Annotated in this window: 13 protein-coding genes, 2 tRNA genes and 1 riboswitch; of the genes, 12 read left to right on the top strand and 3 right to left on the bottom strand. The window is 73.6% G+C overall.

Annotated features, from left to right (window positions below; genetic code table 11):
• The 4 genes from ACFZBD_RS14435 to ACFZBD_RS14420 form a co-directional block, all read left to right on the top strand.
• Positions 1-215 (top strand): hypothetical protein (locus tag ACFZBD_RS14435; protein WP_391139724.1); only part of this gene is annotated, 215 nt, incomplete at its 5' end.
• Positions 216-408: 193 nt separating this feature from the next.
• Positions 409-3,786, top strand: coding sequence for a FlgD immunoglobulin-like domain containing protein (locus ACFZBD_RS14430; protein ID WP_391139723.1), 3,378 nt, complete (start codon positions 409-411; stop codon positions 3,784-3,786).
• A 106-nt stretch (positions 3,787-3,892) separates the two neighbouring features.
• Positions 3,893-3,965: transfer RNA gene (locus ACFZBD_RS14425), tRNA-Lys, on the top strand.
• A 236-nt stretch (positions 3,966-4,201) separates the two neighbouring features.
• Positions 4,202-4,780 (top strand): dienelactone hydrolase family protein, encoded by a 579-nt coding sequence (locus ACFZBD_RS14420; protein ID WP_391139722.1) that lies wholly within the window; start codon positions 4,202-4,204, stop codon positions 4,778-4,780.
• A gap of 63 nt (positions 4,781-4,843) precedes the next feature.
• Here the strand turns inward: ACFZBD_RS14420 and sigJ are convergent, their stop codons facing one another.
• Positions 4,844-5,734: an RNA polymerase sigma factor SigJ gene (gene sigJ, locus ACFZBD_RS14415; protein WP_391139720.1), complete on the bottom strand. Its 891-nt coding sequence runs from the start codon at positions 5,732-5,734 to the stop codon at positions 4,844-4,846.
• 281 nt (positions 5,735-6,015) lie between these two features.
• Between sigJ and ACFZBD_RS14410 the strand changes: the two genes are divergently transcribed.
• The 8 genes from ACFZBD_RS14410 (at position 6,016) to ACFZBD_RS14375 (ending at position 13,438) form a co-directional block, all read left to right on the top strand.
• Positions 6,016-6,495, top strand: a complete 480-nt coding sequence (locus ACFZBD_RS14410) for a rhodanese-like domain-containing protein (protein WP_391139719.1) — start codon at positions 6,016-6,018, stop codon at positions 6,493-6,495.
• Positions 6,496-6,546: 51 nt separating this feature from the next.
• Positions 6,547-6,620 (top strand) — tRNA-Met (locus ACFZBD_RS14405).
• A 136-nt stretch (positions 6,621-6,756) separates the two neighbouring features.
• Positions 6,757-7,497, top strand: coding sequence for a TipAS antibiotic-recognition domain-containing protein (locus ACFZBD_RS14400; RefSeq protein ID WP_391139718.1), 741 nt, complete (start codon positions 6,757-6,759; stop codon positions 7,495-7,497).
• Between the two features lie 140 nt (positions 7,498-7,637).
• Positions 7,638-8,036, top strand: coding sequence for a hypothetical protein (locus tag ACFZBD_RS14395; protein WP_391139717.1), 399 nt, complete (start codon positions 7,638-7,640; stop codon positions 8,034-8,036).
• 202 nt (positions 8,037-8,238) lie between these two features.
• Entirely contained in the window at positions 8,239-9,213 is a 975-nt protein-coding gene (locus tag ACFZBD_RS14390; RefSeq protein ID WP_391140440.1) for a pyridoxal-phosphate dependent enzyme, read from the top strand.
• Positions 9,210-10,430, top strand: coding sequence for an MFS transporter (locus tag ACFZBD_RS14385; RefSeq protein WP_391139716.1), 1,221 nt, complete (start codon positions 9,210-9,212; stop codon positions 10,428-10,430). Before ACFZBD_RS14390 ends, ACFZBD_RS14385 begins: the two co-directional genes overlap by 4 nt.
• 403 nt (positions 10,431-10,833) lie before the next feature.
• On the top strand, positions 10,834-11,913 hold the full coding sequence (locus ACFZBD_RS14380) for a SpoIIE family protein phosphatase (RefSeq protein WP_391140439.1): 1,080 nt from the start codon (positions 10,834-10,836) through the stop codon (positions 11,911-11,913).
• 250 nt (positions 11,914-12,163) lie between these two features.
• Positions 12,164-12,311, top strand: a riboswitch (cyclic di-AMP (ydaO/yuaA leader).
• Between the two features lie 11 nt (positions 12,312-12,322).
• On the top strand, positions 12,323-13,438 hold the full coding sequence (locus ACFZBD_RS14375) for a peptidoglycan DD-metalloendopeptidase family protein (RefSeq protein WP_391139714.1): 1,116 nt from the start codon (positions 12,323-12,325) through the stop codon (positions 13,436-13,438).
• Between the two features lie 152 nt (positions 13,439-13,590).
• Here ACFZBD_RS14375 and ACFZBD_RS14370 read toward each other — a convergent pair whose 3' ends face one another.
• Both ACFZBD_RS14370 and trmB read right to left on the bottom strand, forming a co-directional pair.
• Positions 13,591-14,877 carry a PrsW family glutamic-type intramembrane protease gene (locus ACFZBD_RS14370; protein ID WP_391140438.1) on the bottom strand — a complete coding sequence of 429 codons (1,287 nt, stop codon included), beginning with the start codon at positions 14,875-14,877 and terminating at the stop codon, positions 13,591-13,593.
• A 144-nt stretch (positions 14,878-15,021) separates the two neighbouring features.
• Positions 15,022-15,741, bottom strand: a complete 720-nt coding sequence (gene trmB / locus ACFZBD_RS14365; RefSeq protein ID WP_391140437.1) for a tRNA (guanosine(46)-N7)-methyltransferase TrmB — start codon at positions 15,739-15,741, stop codon at positions 15,022-15,024.
• Positions 15,742-15,794: the final 53 nt, after the last annotated feature.

Raw genomic sequence — 15,794 nt, 5'->3', positions numbered from 1 at the left:
GCGACGACCGCCCCTCGGGCGGCCACCGTGGCAGCGACCGCCCGTTCAACCGCGACCGCCGCGACGACCGCCCCGCCGGCGGCTTCCGCTCGGGCGGCGACCGCCCGCACGGCCGTCGTGACGACCACCGCGGCGGCGACCACCGCGGCACCGGCCCGAGCACCGGCTCCTTCGGCCGCCGCGACGACAAGCCGCGCTGGAAGCGCAACGGCTGATCCAGTCACCGGGTGAAGGCCCCCTTCCCTCCGCACTGCGGAGGGAAGGGGGCCTTCCTCTTTTTTGAACTCGTTTAAAAGAATGCCGGTTGATCGTTTCATCTTGTTAAGGTCGAGCCATTCGCGCAGGGGCGTGCCGCGTTCCGCCGCCTTTCCGCTGCGTCGACCAGCTGTTTTCGGGGAGAAGCTGATCTTGAGACGTCTCGTACTGGCACGCGCCGCTGTCGCGGCCGTCACCGTCGCCGGCATCACGGCGGGGCTCGCACCCGTCACCACGGCCGTCGCGGCCGAAGCACCGGAACCCGGGCTGACCATCCCGGCCGCCGTGGAGGGCGATCCCACCGCGGCCGTACTCCAACAGGCGGGCGAGACCGGCTATCTGACCGGCACGGTCAAGACCGGGTTCCGCTGGACCTCGTACGCGGACAAGGCCACCGAGCCCGTCCCCGTGCCGGCCGGCTACACCACCGTCTACGGCACCGACTCCGACGTCCTCGCCTTCGTCGGCGACGGCCGTAGCGTCCTGCTGCGCGACATGCGGGACGGCGGCGAACGGACCTTCCCGGTGCCCGCCGGAGAATCCCTCCGGCTGGTGATCGGCGACGCCGTCGTCACCGAGGCCGACGGTCCGAAGCCGACGCGCTGGACCGTCCACACCTGGCAGGACGGCCGGATCAGCAGCCGCACCGTCCCGGTGGCCGGGGCGGACTCCACGGACCTCCTCGCCTGGGACCGGGACGGCTTCTACCTCACCACGACCTACGGCACCTTGCTGGACGACTGGCGGTACACCGACATCCACCGCGTCGACGTCTCGGGCACGACCACCCGGACCCGGCTCGCGGACCTGCCGTACGACACCGCGTCGAACGGCGACACCGTGAGCCAGTGGCACGAGGACGGCCGGCTGACGGTCTGGAACCGCAAGACGACCGACCTGCAGAAACCGGTACGGGAACTCACCGTCCCCTACGACAAGCGCGCCAGTCTGCTCGGCACCGTCGGCGACCATGTCCTCATCGCACGGCCCCTCTCCGCGAAAGAGGTCACCCCCTACGCCGACCTCATGTGGCGCGTCGTCGCGGTGCCCTTCGACGGCGGCCCGGAGCGGACCCTCTTCGAGCGGGCCACCGCCATGCCGCGGTACAAGGCCGACGGCACCCTGCTCGTCGGGGCCGCGACGGCCCGTGGGACGGGCGGGGAGACCGGGCCGGGCGTCTACACGGTCCGGCCCGGCGCCGACGGCGGACTCGTCACCGGGAAGCTCCTCGACGCACCGCCCGCCCGCGGCTCCGTCGCCGGGCTCTCCCTGGCGCAGGGCCGGCTGACCACGGTCGACCGGGTGCCCCTTCTCGACGGCCCCGAGGCCCTGCTGCGCTCCACCGACCTCACGGTCGCCGGGACCCCGCGGGCCGGCGTACGCACCGAAAGGGGCGCCGACGCCGCCCAGTTCCCCGGCGGCTGCCTCACGGCGGCCGACTGCCCGGAGACCTTCGCCACCGGTGACGGCCGGGTCGTCTTCCGCACGAAGGACGGCAAGGGGCTCGGCGTGATCGACGCGGGCGGCTCGCTGCCCGCCCGTACCGTCACCACCGAGCAGCCGATCGCCGCGTCGCCGGACTCCCTGCGGGTCTCCGGCCGGTACGCCGCCGCCCGCAGCACGGACGACCGACTGCGGGTCTACGACGTGGAGACGGGGAAGAACGTCCGGACCGAGACCGGAGGCACGCCGTTCGCCCTCTCGGGCAGCACCCTGTGGAAGCAGCAGGGCGGCACCGCCGAGGTGCGCGCCGTGGACGTGTCGACGGGCCGGTCCGCCGGCACCGCCGCCCTGCCCGCCGACTGCCGTACGCCGGGGCTCCAGGCCGCCGGAACGTTCCTGTACTGGCGGTGCGCCACCGGCGAGTCCGCGGTGTACGACACCGCCTCCCGGACGTCCGTACCGCTGCCCGCCCACACGGCCGCCCTCCTCTCCGACGGCTACGTCGCCTGGCTGAAGGACGGGCAGCTGCACACCACCGACGTGCGCGGCACCGCGGGCACCCGCCTGATCGGCACCCCCAAGGGCGGTGCCCCCGGCCGGGACTGGACCGTGGACCGCTTCGGCGGGCCCGTCGCGTACGTCGACGCCGACGAGGCGGTCCGGGTCGTCCCGGCCGGGGCGGAGGCCCCCGGGCTCGCCGCACTCGACGCCGACGTCCCGCCCACCGCCCCCGGCTCCTGGAAGCCCCGCTGGTGGGTGTCCAAGCCCGCCGCCTCCTGGGCCCTGACGCTGACGCACAAGGCCACCGGCACCGTCGTGCGGACGCTGACCGGCGGGGAGGCGCGCGGGGTGGTCGCCGCCGACTGGGACGGCAAGGACGCCGACGGGAAGCCCGTCACGAACGGCGCGTACACCTGGACGATGACGGCGGAGCCCGCCGACGGCGCCGGGCCGCGGCTGGAGCGGCGCGGTGCGCTGCTGGTGAGCGGGGGCCTGGCCTCCGCGTACGGCACGTACAAGCCGGTCACGCCCACCCGGCTGATGGACACCCGCAGCGGACTGGGCGTCCCGAAGGCCAAGGTCGGCCCGGCCGGGACGGTGACGCTGCGGGTGGCGGGCGTAGGCGGGGTGCCGGCGACCGGGGTCACGGCCGTCGTCCTGAACGTGACGGCGACCGGCCCGACCTCCGCCGGGTTCGTGTCGGTGTATCCGTCGGGTACGCAGCGCACGAGTGCCTCGAACCTCAACTTCACGGCCGGTCAGACGGTGCCGAACCTGGTGGTCGTGCCGGTGGTGGACGGCAAGGTGTCGTTCTACAACCACGCCGGTTCGGTGGACCTGCTGGCCGACGTCGCGGGCTACTCCACGGGCGACGGCACCGGCAGCACGTACGAACCGGTGACGCCGACCCGGCTGATGGACACCCGGTCCGGCCTCGGCGTGCCCAAGGCGAAGGTCGGCCCGGGCGGGACGGTGACGCTCCCGATCGCCCGGCCGGGCGTCAGCGCCGTCGTCCTGAACGTGACGGCGACCGGTCCGACCTCCGCCGGGTTCGTGTCGGTGTATCCGTCGGGTACGCAGCGCACGAGCGCGTCGAACCTCAACTTCACGGCGGGGCAGACGGTGCCGAACCTGGTGGTCGTGCCGGTGGTGGACGGCAAGGTGTCGTTCTACAACCACGCCGGTTCGGTGGACCTGCTGGCCGACGTCGCCGGCTACTACCTCCCGGGCGGCGCCGGATCCGAGTACCGCCCGGTGACCCCGACGCGCCTGATGGACACCCGCAGCGGCCTGGGCGTCCCCCAGGAGCCGGTGGGCCCCGGCCGGACGGTGACGCTGGCCATCACCGAACCCGGCGTCTCCGCGGTCGTGCTCAACGTGACGGCCACCGGCGCGACGGCGACGAGCTACGTCTCCGTCCACCCCTCGGGCACCCCGCGCACCAGCGCGACGAACCTCAACTTCACGGCGGGCCAGACGGTTCCCAACCTGGTCGTCGTGCCGGTGGTGGACGGCAAGGTGTCCTTCTACAACCACGCCGGCTCGGTGAACCTGATCGCCGACGTCGCCGGCTACTACGCGGGCTGACACCCCGGGTCCCGACCCACTCCGGTGGGCCGGGACCCGCCCGTACCGATACCCGATCGGCTGCGGGGCGTGATCCGGCTATGCTGCGGGGGTGCCCTTGTGGTGAGGGCCGTTAGCTCAATTGGCAGAGCAGCGGACTTTTAATCCGTTGGTTGTGGGTTCGAGTCCCACACGGCCTACCGATCGGCCCCGGGTCAGGGACATCTGACCCGGGGCCGCTGTCGTGTGCGGGCGGTCGGCGGGGACGCCGGCCGCCCGCACACGACAGCCCCGCCTGCCCCCGTACCGAGGACGGACGCCAAGTCCCCCGGCCGTACTGCCGATTCGGCGGCCCACGGTACGGACGATTCGCGGCCGAGGGGGAGAGAATCGGGGTGCCCGGGCCGTGGGGCCCGGGGCGGGAGGAGTGTGGCGAGTGGCCGAGGTGTTGTTGTTCCACCATGCGCAGGGTCTGACCGAGGGCGTCCGCGCCTTCGCCGAGGAGCTGCGGCGGGCCGGGCACCGGGTGCGGGTGCCGGATGTGTACGACGGGCGGACGTTCGACAGCCTGGAGGCCGGGATCGGGTACGCCCAGGAGATCGGCTTCGGGGAGATCCTGGAGCGCGGGGTGCGCGCCGCCGAGGGGATGCCCGACGCGGTGGTGTACGCCGGGTTCTCGCTCGGGGTGCTGCCCGCCCAGAAGCTGGCCCAGACCCTGCCCGGCGCGGCCGGAGCCCTGCTGTTCGACGCCTGCGTGCCCGTCACCGAGTTCGGGGCGGGCTGGCCCGACGGCGTACCCGTCCAGGTGCACGGCATGGACGCGGACGAGGTGTTCGTCGCCGAGGGGGACCTCGACGCCGCCCGCGCCCTGGTGGCGGGCGCCGAGGACGCGGAGCTGTTCCTCTATCCCGGCGACCGTCATCTGTTCGCGGACAGCAGCCTTCCGTCGTACGACGAGAAGGCGACGGCACTGCTCCTCGAAAGGGTGCTCGGCTTCCTCGCGAGGGTGGGGTAGGGGCGGAACCCCTAAGGGGATGGGGGGGGGCGGCTGAGCCTCCGTACTCCGTGCGCCGGGCCGTCAGGCCTCCCCGAGGTCCAGACGTTCCAGACGCGCCGGGTCCGCCAGGATGTGGATCTCCACGATCCGGTCGTCGGCGACCGTGAACGCCATGAGCGCCTGCGGGCGGCCGTCCGCCAGCGAGACGACGCCGGCGGCGCCGTTGACGAGGACCGGCCGGGCCGCGTGGCGGAAGCGGGAGAAGGCGAGGGCCTGGTCGACGACCGCCGCCGCGCCCCGGACGAGCTTCGAGGCCGCCGCGCGGAGCGTGCCGCCGTCCGCGCGCAGGACCACGTCCGGGTCGAGGACCGCGAGCAGGCCCTCGAAGTCGCCGTCGGCGGAGGCCGCGAGGAACGCGTCGACGACCTCGCGCTGCCGCGCCGGGTCCGGGCCCGGCGCCGGAGTCGCAGACCGGACCCGGCGGCGGGCGCGGCTGGCGAGCTGCCGGGTGGCGGCCGGGGTGCGGTCCACGATCGGGGCGATCTCGTCGAAGGACACCGCGAACATGTCGTGCAGGACGAACGCCAGCCGCTCGGCCGGGGCCAGCGTGTCCAGGACCACCAGCAGGGCCAGCCCCACCGAGTCGGCGAGCAGCGCCGCCTGCTCCGGGTCGGTGGGCCCGCCCTCGGCCCGTCCGACGACCGGGTCGGGGACGTGGTACTCCAGCGGGTCCTCGCGGCGCGAGGCGCGTGCGCGCAGCATGTCGAGGCAGACCCGGCCGACGACGGTGGTCAGCCAGCCGCTGAGGTTCTCCACCCCGGTGGTGTCGGAGCGGTGGAGCTTGAACCACGTCTCCTGGACCGCGTCCTCCGCCTCGCTCAGCGACCCGAGCATGCGGTACGCGACCGCCCGCAGATGGGCGCGGTCGGCCTCGAATCGCCCGGCCGCTGCGAGGAGTGCGTCGTCGTCCACCGGTGTCCCTCCCTCGTCGGGCCCTTGAGGTGCGGCACGGTGCCCCGGGCCCCTTCGCGCCCTCCTGGGGCCTTCACGCCGCCCAGGCCCCTGCGCGCCCGTCCTGGGCCTTCGCCCGCCCCGGGGGGAGGCGCCCCGGCCGCCTCTTCGCGTCCCGCTGCGTCCCGCTGCGTGAGATCCCCGCCGTCCTCCGGTGAACGCCCCGATTTCCCCGGCGGATCGCCGCCGCTCCCGGGAATCGCCACTTCAGCCCGTTGATCTTCGGCCGTAGTTTTTCACGTATGACGACAACGACGCAGGTCAATTCGGTTCTTCGCACGCCGCCGGCCTCTCCCGCCGCCGCGGCCGCCTACTTCGGCGCCTCCCTCGCCTTCCACGCCGACGTCTCCGATGTCGCCGCCGCGCTCGCCGCCGGCGGTGACCCCGGCTTCGTGGTCGTCGACTCGCGCTCCACCGCCTCCTGGGACCAGGGCCACATCCCCGGCGCGGTCCACCTGCCGACGGCCCTCGTCCCCGAGCAGGCCGGCCGCCTGCTCGACGTGTCCGTCCCCGTCGTCACGTACTGCTGGGGCCCCGGCTGCAACGGCGCCACCCGCGCGGCGCTCGCCCTCGCCGAGCTGGGCTACCAGGTCAAGGAGATGCTCGGCGGGTTCGAGTACTGGGTGCGCGAGGGCTTCGCGTACGAGACCTGGGAGGGCGCCGGGAAGAAGGACGCGGACCCGCTGACCGCCCCCGTCGACGCCGAGGACTGCGGCTGCTGAGGAAACGGATTTCCGGATCCGCCACCCATGCCGTAAGGTCATATTCACCGACGCGGGGTGGAGCAGCTCGGTAGCTCGCTGGGCTCATAACCCAGAGGTCGCAGGTTCAAATCCTGTCCCCGCTACTCAGTAGAAACGAGGGCCCGGATCCAGTCACTGGATCCGGGCCCTCGTCGTGTTTCCTCCCCCTCTGTCCCTTCGCCGGCCGACGCGACTTTCCCGCTTGACCTTTACGCAGCGTCAAGATTTAGCGTTCTCGGCATGGAATGGTCGATCCAAGAGATCGCCAGGAAGGCCGGCACCACCAGCCGCACGCTCAGGCACTACGGCGAGCGCGGACTGCTGGAGCCCAGCCGGATCGGCGCCAACGGTTACCGGTACTACGACCAGGCGGCGCTCGTGCGGCTGCAGCGCATTCTGCTGCTGCGCGAGCTGGGGCTCTCGCTCCCCGCCATCGCCGAGGTCCTCGAAGGGCAGCGGGACACGTCCGCGGCCCTGCGGACCCATCTCGCCCTGCTGGAGCAGGAGCGAGAACGCATCGGGCGGCAGATCGCCTCGGTGCGGACCACTCTCCACAAGACCGAGAACGGAGAAGAACTCATGGCCGAGGAAGTGTTCGACGGGTTCGATCACACCCAGTACGAGGCGGAGGTCGGCGAACGCTGGGGCCGCGAGGCGTACGAGAAGGGCGACCGCTGGTGGCGCTCGCTGAGCGCCGAGGGGAGGCAGGCGTTCCTGGACGAACAGGCCGGCATCGCCCGCGACTTCGGGCAGGCGGCCCGGGACGGCCTCGCCGCCGACAGCGACGCGGTGCAGGAGCTGGCGCGGCGGCAGGTCGAGTGGCTGTCGCACACCACGACGCCGGCGAAGGAGTACGTGATCGGCCTGGGCCGGATGTACGTCGACGACCCGCGCTTCACCGTCCACTACGACAAGCACGGCGAGGGCACGGCGGTCCTCGTCCGCGACGCGATGGAGATCTACGCCGAGCGGAACCTGTAGCGGCACCCCTAAGGGTCGCGGGGCGCAGGGGGCGCAGGGGGGCGACGGGGCGGGGTCCGCCCGACGGGGACGGCAGGTGGCCGAATTCCCGCCCGTCCCTTTGCCCGCCGACGAGTGCGGGCCGTAGTGTCACGCGCACCATGAGTGACCGAAGCGTGGTCGACGCGCGACAGGCAGGACGGCGGGCGCCCGCCGTCCTCCTCCTGCTCGCCCTCGTCGCGTTGCTCGTCAGCGTCTGCCACGGCGCGCACGGGCACACGCTGCCGCCCGCCGGCAGCGGGGCCGCCGCGGCCGTCGCCTCCGCCCCCGCGCTGCCGCACGGCTGCGAGCGGACCGGGGAGGCCTGGTCCTTCGACGTGCACCTGCCCGCGCAGGGCGCGGCCCCGCAGCTCGCCGCGCCGGACGCCGGGGAAGCCGTACGCCTCGCCGACGACGAGGTCTTCCCCGCCGATCCGCGCGCCCGGTGCGTCCGCGACCGGGCGGGGCCGGGGCCCGAGCCCGGCCGCCTGCTGATCGCCCTCGGAGTGGACCGGAACTGAGCCGGGTCGCCGCACACGACCAGGCTCCCTTTCGGCACACCACCTCGAGGACGTACCCCTGATGAACGACCTGCTCTCCGGCACAGCCCTGCCCGGCACCGTCTTGCCCTGCGTCTCCCTGTCCGGTACATCTCTGCCCGGTACATCCCTGCCGGATCCCGCCCTCGCCGCGCAGACCGTCGGCAACACCCCCGTCCTCCGGATGGACGACGGCTACTGGGCCAAGCTCGAAGGCTTCAACTTCGGCGGCATCAAGGACCGCGCCGCCCTCCACATGGTCGGTGAGGCCCGACGTCTTGGTGTGCTGCGGCCCGGTGCACCGATCGTCGAATCCACCTCCGGCACCCTCGGCCTGGGCCTCGCGCTCGCGGGCGTGCTGCACGGCCACCCCGTGCACGTCGTCACCGACCCCGGCCTCGAACCGATCGTCGAGCGGATGCTCGTCGCCCACGGCGCCCGGGTCCACGTCGTCCCCGAGCCCCGGCCGGACGGCGGCTGGCAGCAGGCCCGCATGGACCGGGTCGGCGAGCTGCTGGGGCGCCTGCGCGGCGCCGACGGCGCCCCGGCCTGGTGGCCCGACCAGTACGGCAACCCCGACAACCCGGAGTCGTACGCCGGGCTCGCCGCCGAACTCTCCGCCCAGCTCGACCGGATCGACGTCCTCGTCTGCGCCGTCGGCACCGGCGGGCACTCGGCCGGCATCTCCCGCGCGCTGCGCGCCACCAGCAGCCCGGCCCTCGAACTGGTCGGCGTGGACTCCGTCCGCTCCACCGTCTTCGGACTCCCGGCGGGCGAACGGCTGATGCGCGGTCTCGGCTCGTCCATCCATCCGGGCAACGTCGACCACGGCGCCTTCGACGAGGTCCACTGGGTGGGCCCCGAGGACGCGGTCCGCGCGGCCCGGCGGCTGGCGGCCCGGCAGTTCGCCACGGGCGGCTGGAGCGTGGGCGCCGTCGCCCTCGTCGCGGGCTGGCTGGCCCGCACCCGGCCGCGCGGCACGCGGATCGCGGCCGTCTTCCCCGACGGGCCGCAGCGGTACTTCGACTCGGTGTTCAGCGACGAGTTCTGCGCGGCGCACGGGCTGCTGGACGCGCCGGTACGGGAGGAACCGGCGGCGTACGAGAGCGGTGTGCCGGTCACCGGCTGGACCCGGCGCGTGCTGGAGCGGGTCCGATGAGCGCCCCGACCGCGGCCCCCGCCGAGGGCGGGATCTGGAAGCGGAGCCGTACGTTCGACCCGGCCGTGCGGCTGCTCCTGGTCAACCAGCTGACCATCAACCTCGGCTTCTACATGCTGATGCCGTACCTCGCCGCGCATCTCGCCGACGGGCTCGGCATGGCGGCCTGGTCGGTCGGGCTCGTCCTCGGTGCCCGCAACCTCTCCCAGCAGGGCATGTTCCTGATCGGCGGCGCCCTCGCCGACCGGCTCGGCTTCAAGCCGCTGATCGTCGCCGGCTGCGCGCTGCGGACGGCCGGCTTCGGGGCGCTCGCCTTCGCCCAGTCGCTGCCGGTGCTGATCGCCGCCTCGGTGGCGACCGGACTGGCGGGGGCGCTGTTCAACCCCGCCGTCCGCGCGTACCTGGCGGCGGAGGCGGGGGAGCGGCGCGTGGAGGCGTTCGCCCTCTTCAACATCCACTACCAGGCGGGGATCCTGCTCGGGCCGCTGGTGGGGGTGGCGTTGACCGGGGTCTCCTTCCGGCTGACGTGCGTGGTGGCGGCGGCGCTCTTCGCCGTCCTGACGGTGGTGCAGCTCCGGCACCTGCCGGTACGGGCCGGGGCCCGGGGGGACGCGGCTCCGGACGCCGGGGGCGGGCGGGGCCAGTTCCGTACCGTGCTCGCGAACCGGACCTTCTGGCTCTTCTCGCTCGCGATGACCGGCTCGTACGTCCTGTCCTTCCAGGTCTATCTCGCGCTGCCGCTCGCGGCGGACGGCACGGCGCCGACCACCGCCCTGTTCGTCATCTCGGCGCTCGTCGCCCTGGCGGGCCAGCTCCGGATCACGGCCTGGTGCGGCCGCCGGCTGACCCGGGAGCGCTGCCTGGTCCTCGGCCTCGCACTGATGGGCACCGCCTTCCTGCTCCCGGCCGGGGTGCCGGGGGTGGCGGGGCTGCTGCTGTGCGCGGCGGTCCTGGCGCTCGGGAACGCGGTCCTCTACCCGTACGAGATGGACACGGTCGTCGCCCTCTCGGGCGGCCGGTGGGTCGCCACCCACTACGGCCTGTACAACACCGTCTGCGGGATCGGCATCACCCTCGGGAACCTGGGGACGGGGGCGCTGCTCGACGTGGCCGGCGGCTCCGCCACCCCGTGGCTGGTCCTGGCCGCGGTCGGTCTCGGCTGCGCGGTGGCGATCGGGGCCCTGGCCCGGAGCGGCCGGCTGGCGGCGACGGGTTGAGCCGTACGCCCCGACGGGGGGCCGGCGCTCTCCGGACGCTGTCCGGGGCTACCGGGGCTACCGGGGCGGCCGGGGCGGCCGGGGCGGCCGCGTGCCGTACTCCACTCGGCGGCGCGGGGTCGCCGCCCGCGGCGGCGACCGGCACGCTGGGAAGGGCACGGTACCGTCCGGCGCCGTGCACGGATCCGGCAGGAGAGCACAGGTGGGGCAGCGAGCGGCGGGGAACGGGGCTTCCGGGCATCCGCGCCCGGGCCCGCACGAACGCCCGCGTCCGGCCTCGAACGCCCCCTCGCACGGCCGCTCCCGTCCGCAATCGGGCCCGCACGGCCTTCCCCACCTCCGCCCGGACCCCCGCCCGCGTCCGCCCTCGCGGGCCGAGCGGGCCCGCCGGTTCGTCCGGGCCCTGCCCCCGCTGATCATCGCCGGAGGGGTCGTCTTCGACCTGGCGACCCCGCCCGCCTACACCGCCGCCCCGCTGTTCTCCGCGGCCCCGCTCATCGCGGCGCCGCTCTTCTCGATGCTGACGACCCTGCTCACCGGCATCGCCGCCGTCCTCGCCTCCGTCGGACTGCACCTCTACAACAGGACCGTCACCGACGTCCCCGCCCTCACCGAGACCCTCACCGTCATCACGGTCGCCGCGCTCGCCCTGCTGATCAACCGGGTCGTCCGCCGCAGCGGCGAACGGCTGGCGTCGGCGCGGGTGATCGCCGAAGCGGCGCAGAAGGCCGTGCTCCCGACGCCCGCGGAGCGGATCGGCGGGCTGCAGGTCGCCGCCCGCTACGAGGCGGCGCAGGCCGACGCGTTCATCGGCGGTGACCTGTTCGCCGTCCAGGACACCCCCTACGGCGTACGGGTCGTGGTCGGCGACGTACGGGGCAAGGGGATGGACGCGGTCGAGGCCGTCGCCGTCGTCATCGGCGCCTTCCGGGAGGCCGCCGAGCAGGAGTCGACGCTGGAGGGCGTGGCCCAGCGCCTGGAACGGGCCCTGGCCCGCGAGGGCACCCGGCGGACCGGCCTGGACGCCGCCGAGGGGTTCACCACCGCCGTCCTCGCGGAGATCCCGCGCGGCGCCGGTCTCGTACGGGTGGTGAACCGCGGGCACCCGGAGCCGCTGATGCTCTACACCGACGGCGGCCTGACCATGCTGGCGCCGAGCCAGGCCGCGCTGCCGCTCGGCATGGGCGACCTGGCCGCCTGGCCGGACCGGGCCGACGAGACGCCGTACCCGCCGGGCGCCACGCTGCTCCTCTACACCGACGGCCTCTCCGAGGCGCGCGACGCCCACGGCACCTTTTACGATCCCGCCGAGCGGCTGGCCGGCCGGATCTTCCCCGGACCGGAGGAGCTCCTGGACGCGCTCGTCGACGACGTGCGGCGGTACACGGGCGGCGGGACGACGGACGACATGGCGCTGCTGGCGGTGAGCCGCCCGGCACGCGGGCAGCCGGAGCGGCGCCGGACCATGCCGGTGGTGCCGTGACGGCCTGCGGTGACGCCGACTGTGGTGACCATCTGTGATCGAAAGGTCCCGCTCCGATAACAATTGACGAAACATCAGATTCGGTTTCGTCGGCGCCTTTTCACTGAAACAGGGTCATGTGGGGGGCAAGTCGGGCCATTACCCCGCAATCCCATGAACGATCAGTAGGAACAGCTTGGAATACAGACCCCCTGTCTATTAACGTTCGATAACGCAGCGCGGTCGTCCCAGCCGTCGTTAGAGACGGCACCGTGCGCACGCGCCGAATCCTGAAAAGGAACCGGGGAACCACTACTTGGGGTGAATCGGGCGCTTTCGCACCTGTGCGGCAGTGCTCGTAGGAGACCTTCCTGCTCCGAACCCGTCAGCTAACCCGGTAGGCGAGAAGGAAGGAAAGGAGCACGCCTCCGTGGCGTCCAACACCCCTGCCCCCGAAGCCCCCTTCGACGCGTTCGGTGCCTCGGGTGCCGCCGGGACGGACAACGACACCGGCGCGTGGGAGGAGTGGAATCCCACCGAGGACTCCCTCCGCCAGCAGGCCCGCTCCGGTGGCCGCCACCGCGTGGTCAAGCAGCGCTCCGGCTTCGCCCGCTCCTCCACCGTCCTCGGCGTCGGTGTCATCGCCGCCGTCGGCGCCGGCGGCCTGGCCACCGCCCAGGAGAAGCCGGCCGTCTCCATCTCCCTTCCCGACCTCGACCTCCCCGACGCCTCCGAACTGCCCGGCGTCGGCGAACTGATCGCGGACGGCACCGGCGGAACCGAGGGCGTCGACGGCGCCGGTACGGACAACCTCCAGCCGCTCACCGCCACCCTCGCCCTGCCCGCCGAGGCGACCGGGACGGCCGGCTCCGCGAACGGATCCGCCTCCGCCGCTTCCGCCTCCGCGTCCACCGCCGACGCCGGCGAGGCGTTGCGCGCCCGCATCCTCCAGCAGGCCGAGCAGCAGCAGGCCTCCGCCGACGCCGCCGAGAAGGCCGCGGCGGAGAAGGCGGCCGCCGAGAAGGCCGCCGCCGAAGCGGCAGCCAAGGCGAGCGCCGCGGAGAAGGCCGCCGCAGAGGCGAAGAAGAAGGCCGAGGCGGAGGCGGCGGCCAAGGCCGAGGCGGAGCGCCTGGCCAAGCTCGCCGCGAGCTACGCCTTGCCCACCTCCTCGTACGTCATCACCTCCACGTTCGGCGAGTCCGGCTCGATGTGGTCCTCCGGCTACCACACGGGCCTCGACCTCGCCGCCCCCACCGGCACCCCGGTCAAGGCCGTCCACGGCGGCACCATCAAGTCGGCAGGCTGGTCCGGCTCGTACGGCTACCGCATCGTCCTGGAGCTCGCGGACGGTACCGAGGTCTGGTACTGCCACCTGTCCTCCATGACCGCCTCCGCGGGCCAGTCGGTGGGCACCGGCGAGACGATCGGCCGCGTCGGCGCCACCGGCAACGTCACCGGCCCGCACCTCCACCTGGAGGTCAAGACCCCGGGCGGCTCCGGCGTGGACCCGGCCGCCTGGCTGCGCGACAAGGGCCTGAACCTCTGACCATCGCCCGCGGGCCTGAACGACCGCGGCCAGGTCCTGAAGTCCGCGGGGCCTGAACGACCGCGGCCAGGGCCTGAACTCCGCGGCGAGGGCCTGACCGTCCGACCGCTCGGCTGCGCGCGAGGGGCCTGAGCGTCCCGCCGTCGACCGCGTCAGCTCCGATAGGGGTTGTAGCCGCTGTAGTCGAGGTACTGCGGCGGCGCCCACACCTGCCCGGTCGCCCGCGCCGCGTACGTGAGCGCGGGCGAGGCGACCGCCTTGCGGTGCCAGAGGTGGTGCAGCAGCTCCTGCTCGCGGGCGGCGAAGTCCGGTTCCGCCGCGCCCCGCTCGGCCCGGTGGCGCAGGAAGGCGAGGGTCGTCGCGAACGCCTCGTACTCCCCGACCGCCCGCGCCGCCGTCTTGCCGTACGTCCGTGCGGCGAAGGCGCGGGCCACCGAGCGGGCCCTCATGGAGGAGAGCGCGAGGGGTTCGGCGGGCGAGAGCCAGCCGGCCACCGCGTACGCCGGGAGCTGCCCGGATATGGTCCGCAGCTCCCGCTGCCGGCTCCATATCGCCAGCCAGGTCAGCAGCGCGAACGCCGGCACCATGAAGGCGCCGTACACCACGAGGAACCACCAGCCGCCGAAGACGGCCGAGCCGTTCCACAGGGCGTGCATGCCCATGGCGAGGATCAGGCCGGCGAGGGGGAGCAGGACGCGGCGGACGCGCCGGCGGCGGGCGGCGAGGGCGGCGAATCCGAAGCCGATGCCGGTGAGCACCGTGAAGAGCGGATGCGCGAACGGCGACATCACGATCCGTACGAAGAAGGTCCCGGCCGTCACCGAGCCGAGCCCCGAGTCGCCGAACTCCTGGTCCTCCCCGAAGGCCCTGCCGAGATAGAGGATGTTCTCGGTGAAGGCGAAGCCGGTGGCGGTGAACCCGGCGACGACCACACCGTCCACCACTCCGGTGAAGTCCCGTCGGCGGAAGAGGAAGAGCAGCAGGACCGCGGCGGCCTTGGCGCTCTCCTCGACGACCGGGGCGACGACGGTGGCGCCGAGGGTGTCCGCCGAGGCGGGGTCGGCGGTCGCGGTCGCGATCCAGCGGACGGCGAACGTGTTGGCCGTCAGCGCCACCAGCGCGGCCGCGAATGCGCCCCAGGCGAAGGCGAAGAGCTGGTTCTTCCAGGGGCTCGGCTCCACCCGGTCGAGCCAGCGGAACGCGGCCATCAGGAGCGGCACGGGCAGCACGGCCAGAGTGAGCCCGACGAGGAACCCCTCCGTGCCCGTCTCGTGCCGCACCAGCCCGAGGATCACCAGGGCGCAGAGCGCGAGCACCGTGACCATGGCGACGGCCCGGACCACCTTGCTGCGCCAGAAGGCGCGGCGGGGCCGGTAGCGCCACTGGGCACGGCCGGGGACGCCGGGGAAGGCCGGCTCCTCGGTGTCCCGGGCGGGCACGGGGGAGAGAAACGGATTCGACACGTGAACGACCCTAACGAGCCGCACCGACAGAGTGCGCGCGAGTTCCGCGACCTGTGGACAAGCCGTCCCCGGGCGTAAGCAGGAGCACCGGAACGGGCCCCACCTGTGGAAAAGCCGGGGCTACGTACGCCGGAAGAGCAGGTCGTGCACCGCGTGGCCCTTGTCGAGGCCCTGCCCCTCGAAACGGGTGCGGGGGCGGAACTCCGGGCGGGGCGCGTAGCCGCCGTCGGACTGTGTGTTCGCGAAGTCGGGATGCGCGGAGAGGACGTCCAGCATCTGCTCGGCGTACTCCTCCCAGTCCGTGGCGCAGTGCAGGATCGCGCCGGGCTTCATCCGGGTCGCGAGGAGGGTGAGGAACTCGGGCTGGATGAGGCGCCGCTTGTGGTGGCGCTTCTTGGGCCAGGGGTCCGGGAAGTAGACGCGGCAGCCGTCGAGGGCGTCGGCGGTGAGCATCTCGCGCAGCAGGATGATCGCGTCGCCGTTGGCGACCCGTACGTTCTCGAGCCCGCCCCGGTCGGCGAGACCGAGGAGGTTGCCCTGGCCGGGGGTGTGGACGTCCACGGCGAGGATGCCGGTGCCGGGGTCGGCGGCGGCCATCTTCGCGGTGGCCTCGCCCATGCCGAAGCCGATCTCCAGGACGACAGGGAGGCCGCCGAACATCTCGTTCAGGTCGAGGACCCGCTTGCCGTCGATGTCCAGGCCCCAGTCCGGCCAGCGCTTGAGCATGGCCTCGGCCTGACCTGCGGTGACGCGGCTGCGCCGGGGCTGGAAGCTGCGGATCCGCCGCTCGTGGTGCGATCCGGCGGGGTCGGGCAGCGGCCCTTCCCCGGCGGCGAACATCCGGCTGCCCCGCCGGGCGGCGACGGGCTCGGCGGCGGGCTCGACGGCGGCAA

Origin of the sequence: Streptomyces sp. NPDC008121 (genome assembly GCF_042957155.1) — a bacterium.
Classification (GTDB): domain Bacteria; phylum Actinomycetota; class Actinomycetes; order Streptomycetales; family Streptomycetaceae; genus Streptomyces.
Note: the sequence above shows the minus strand (reverse complement) of the source record. Positions and strands in the feature narration are given on the sequence as shown.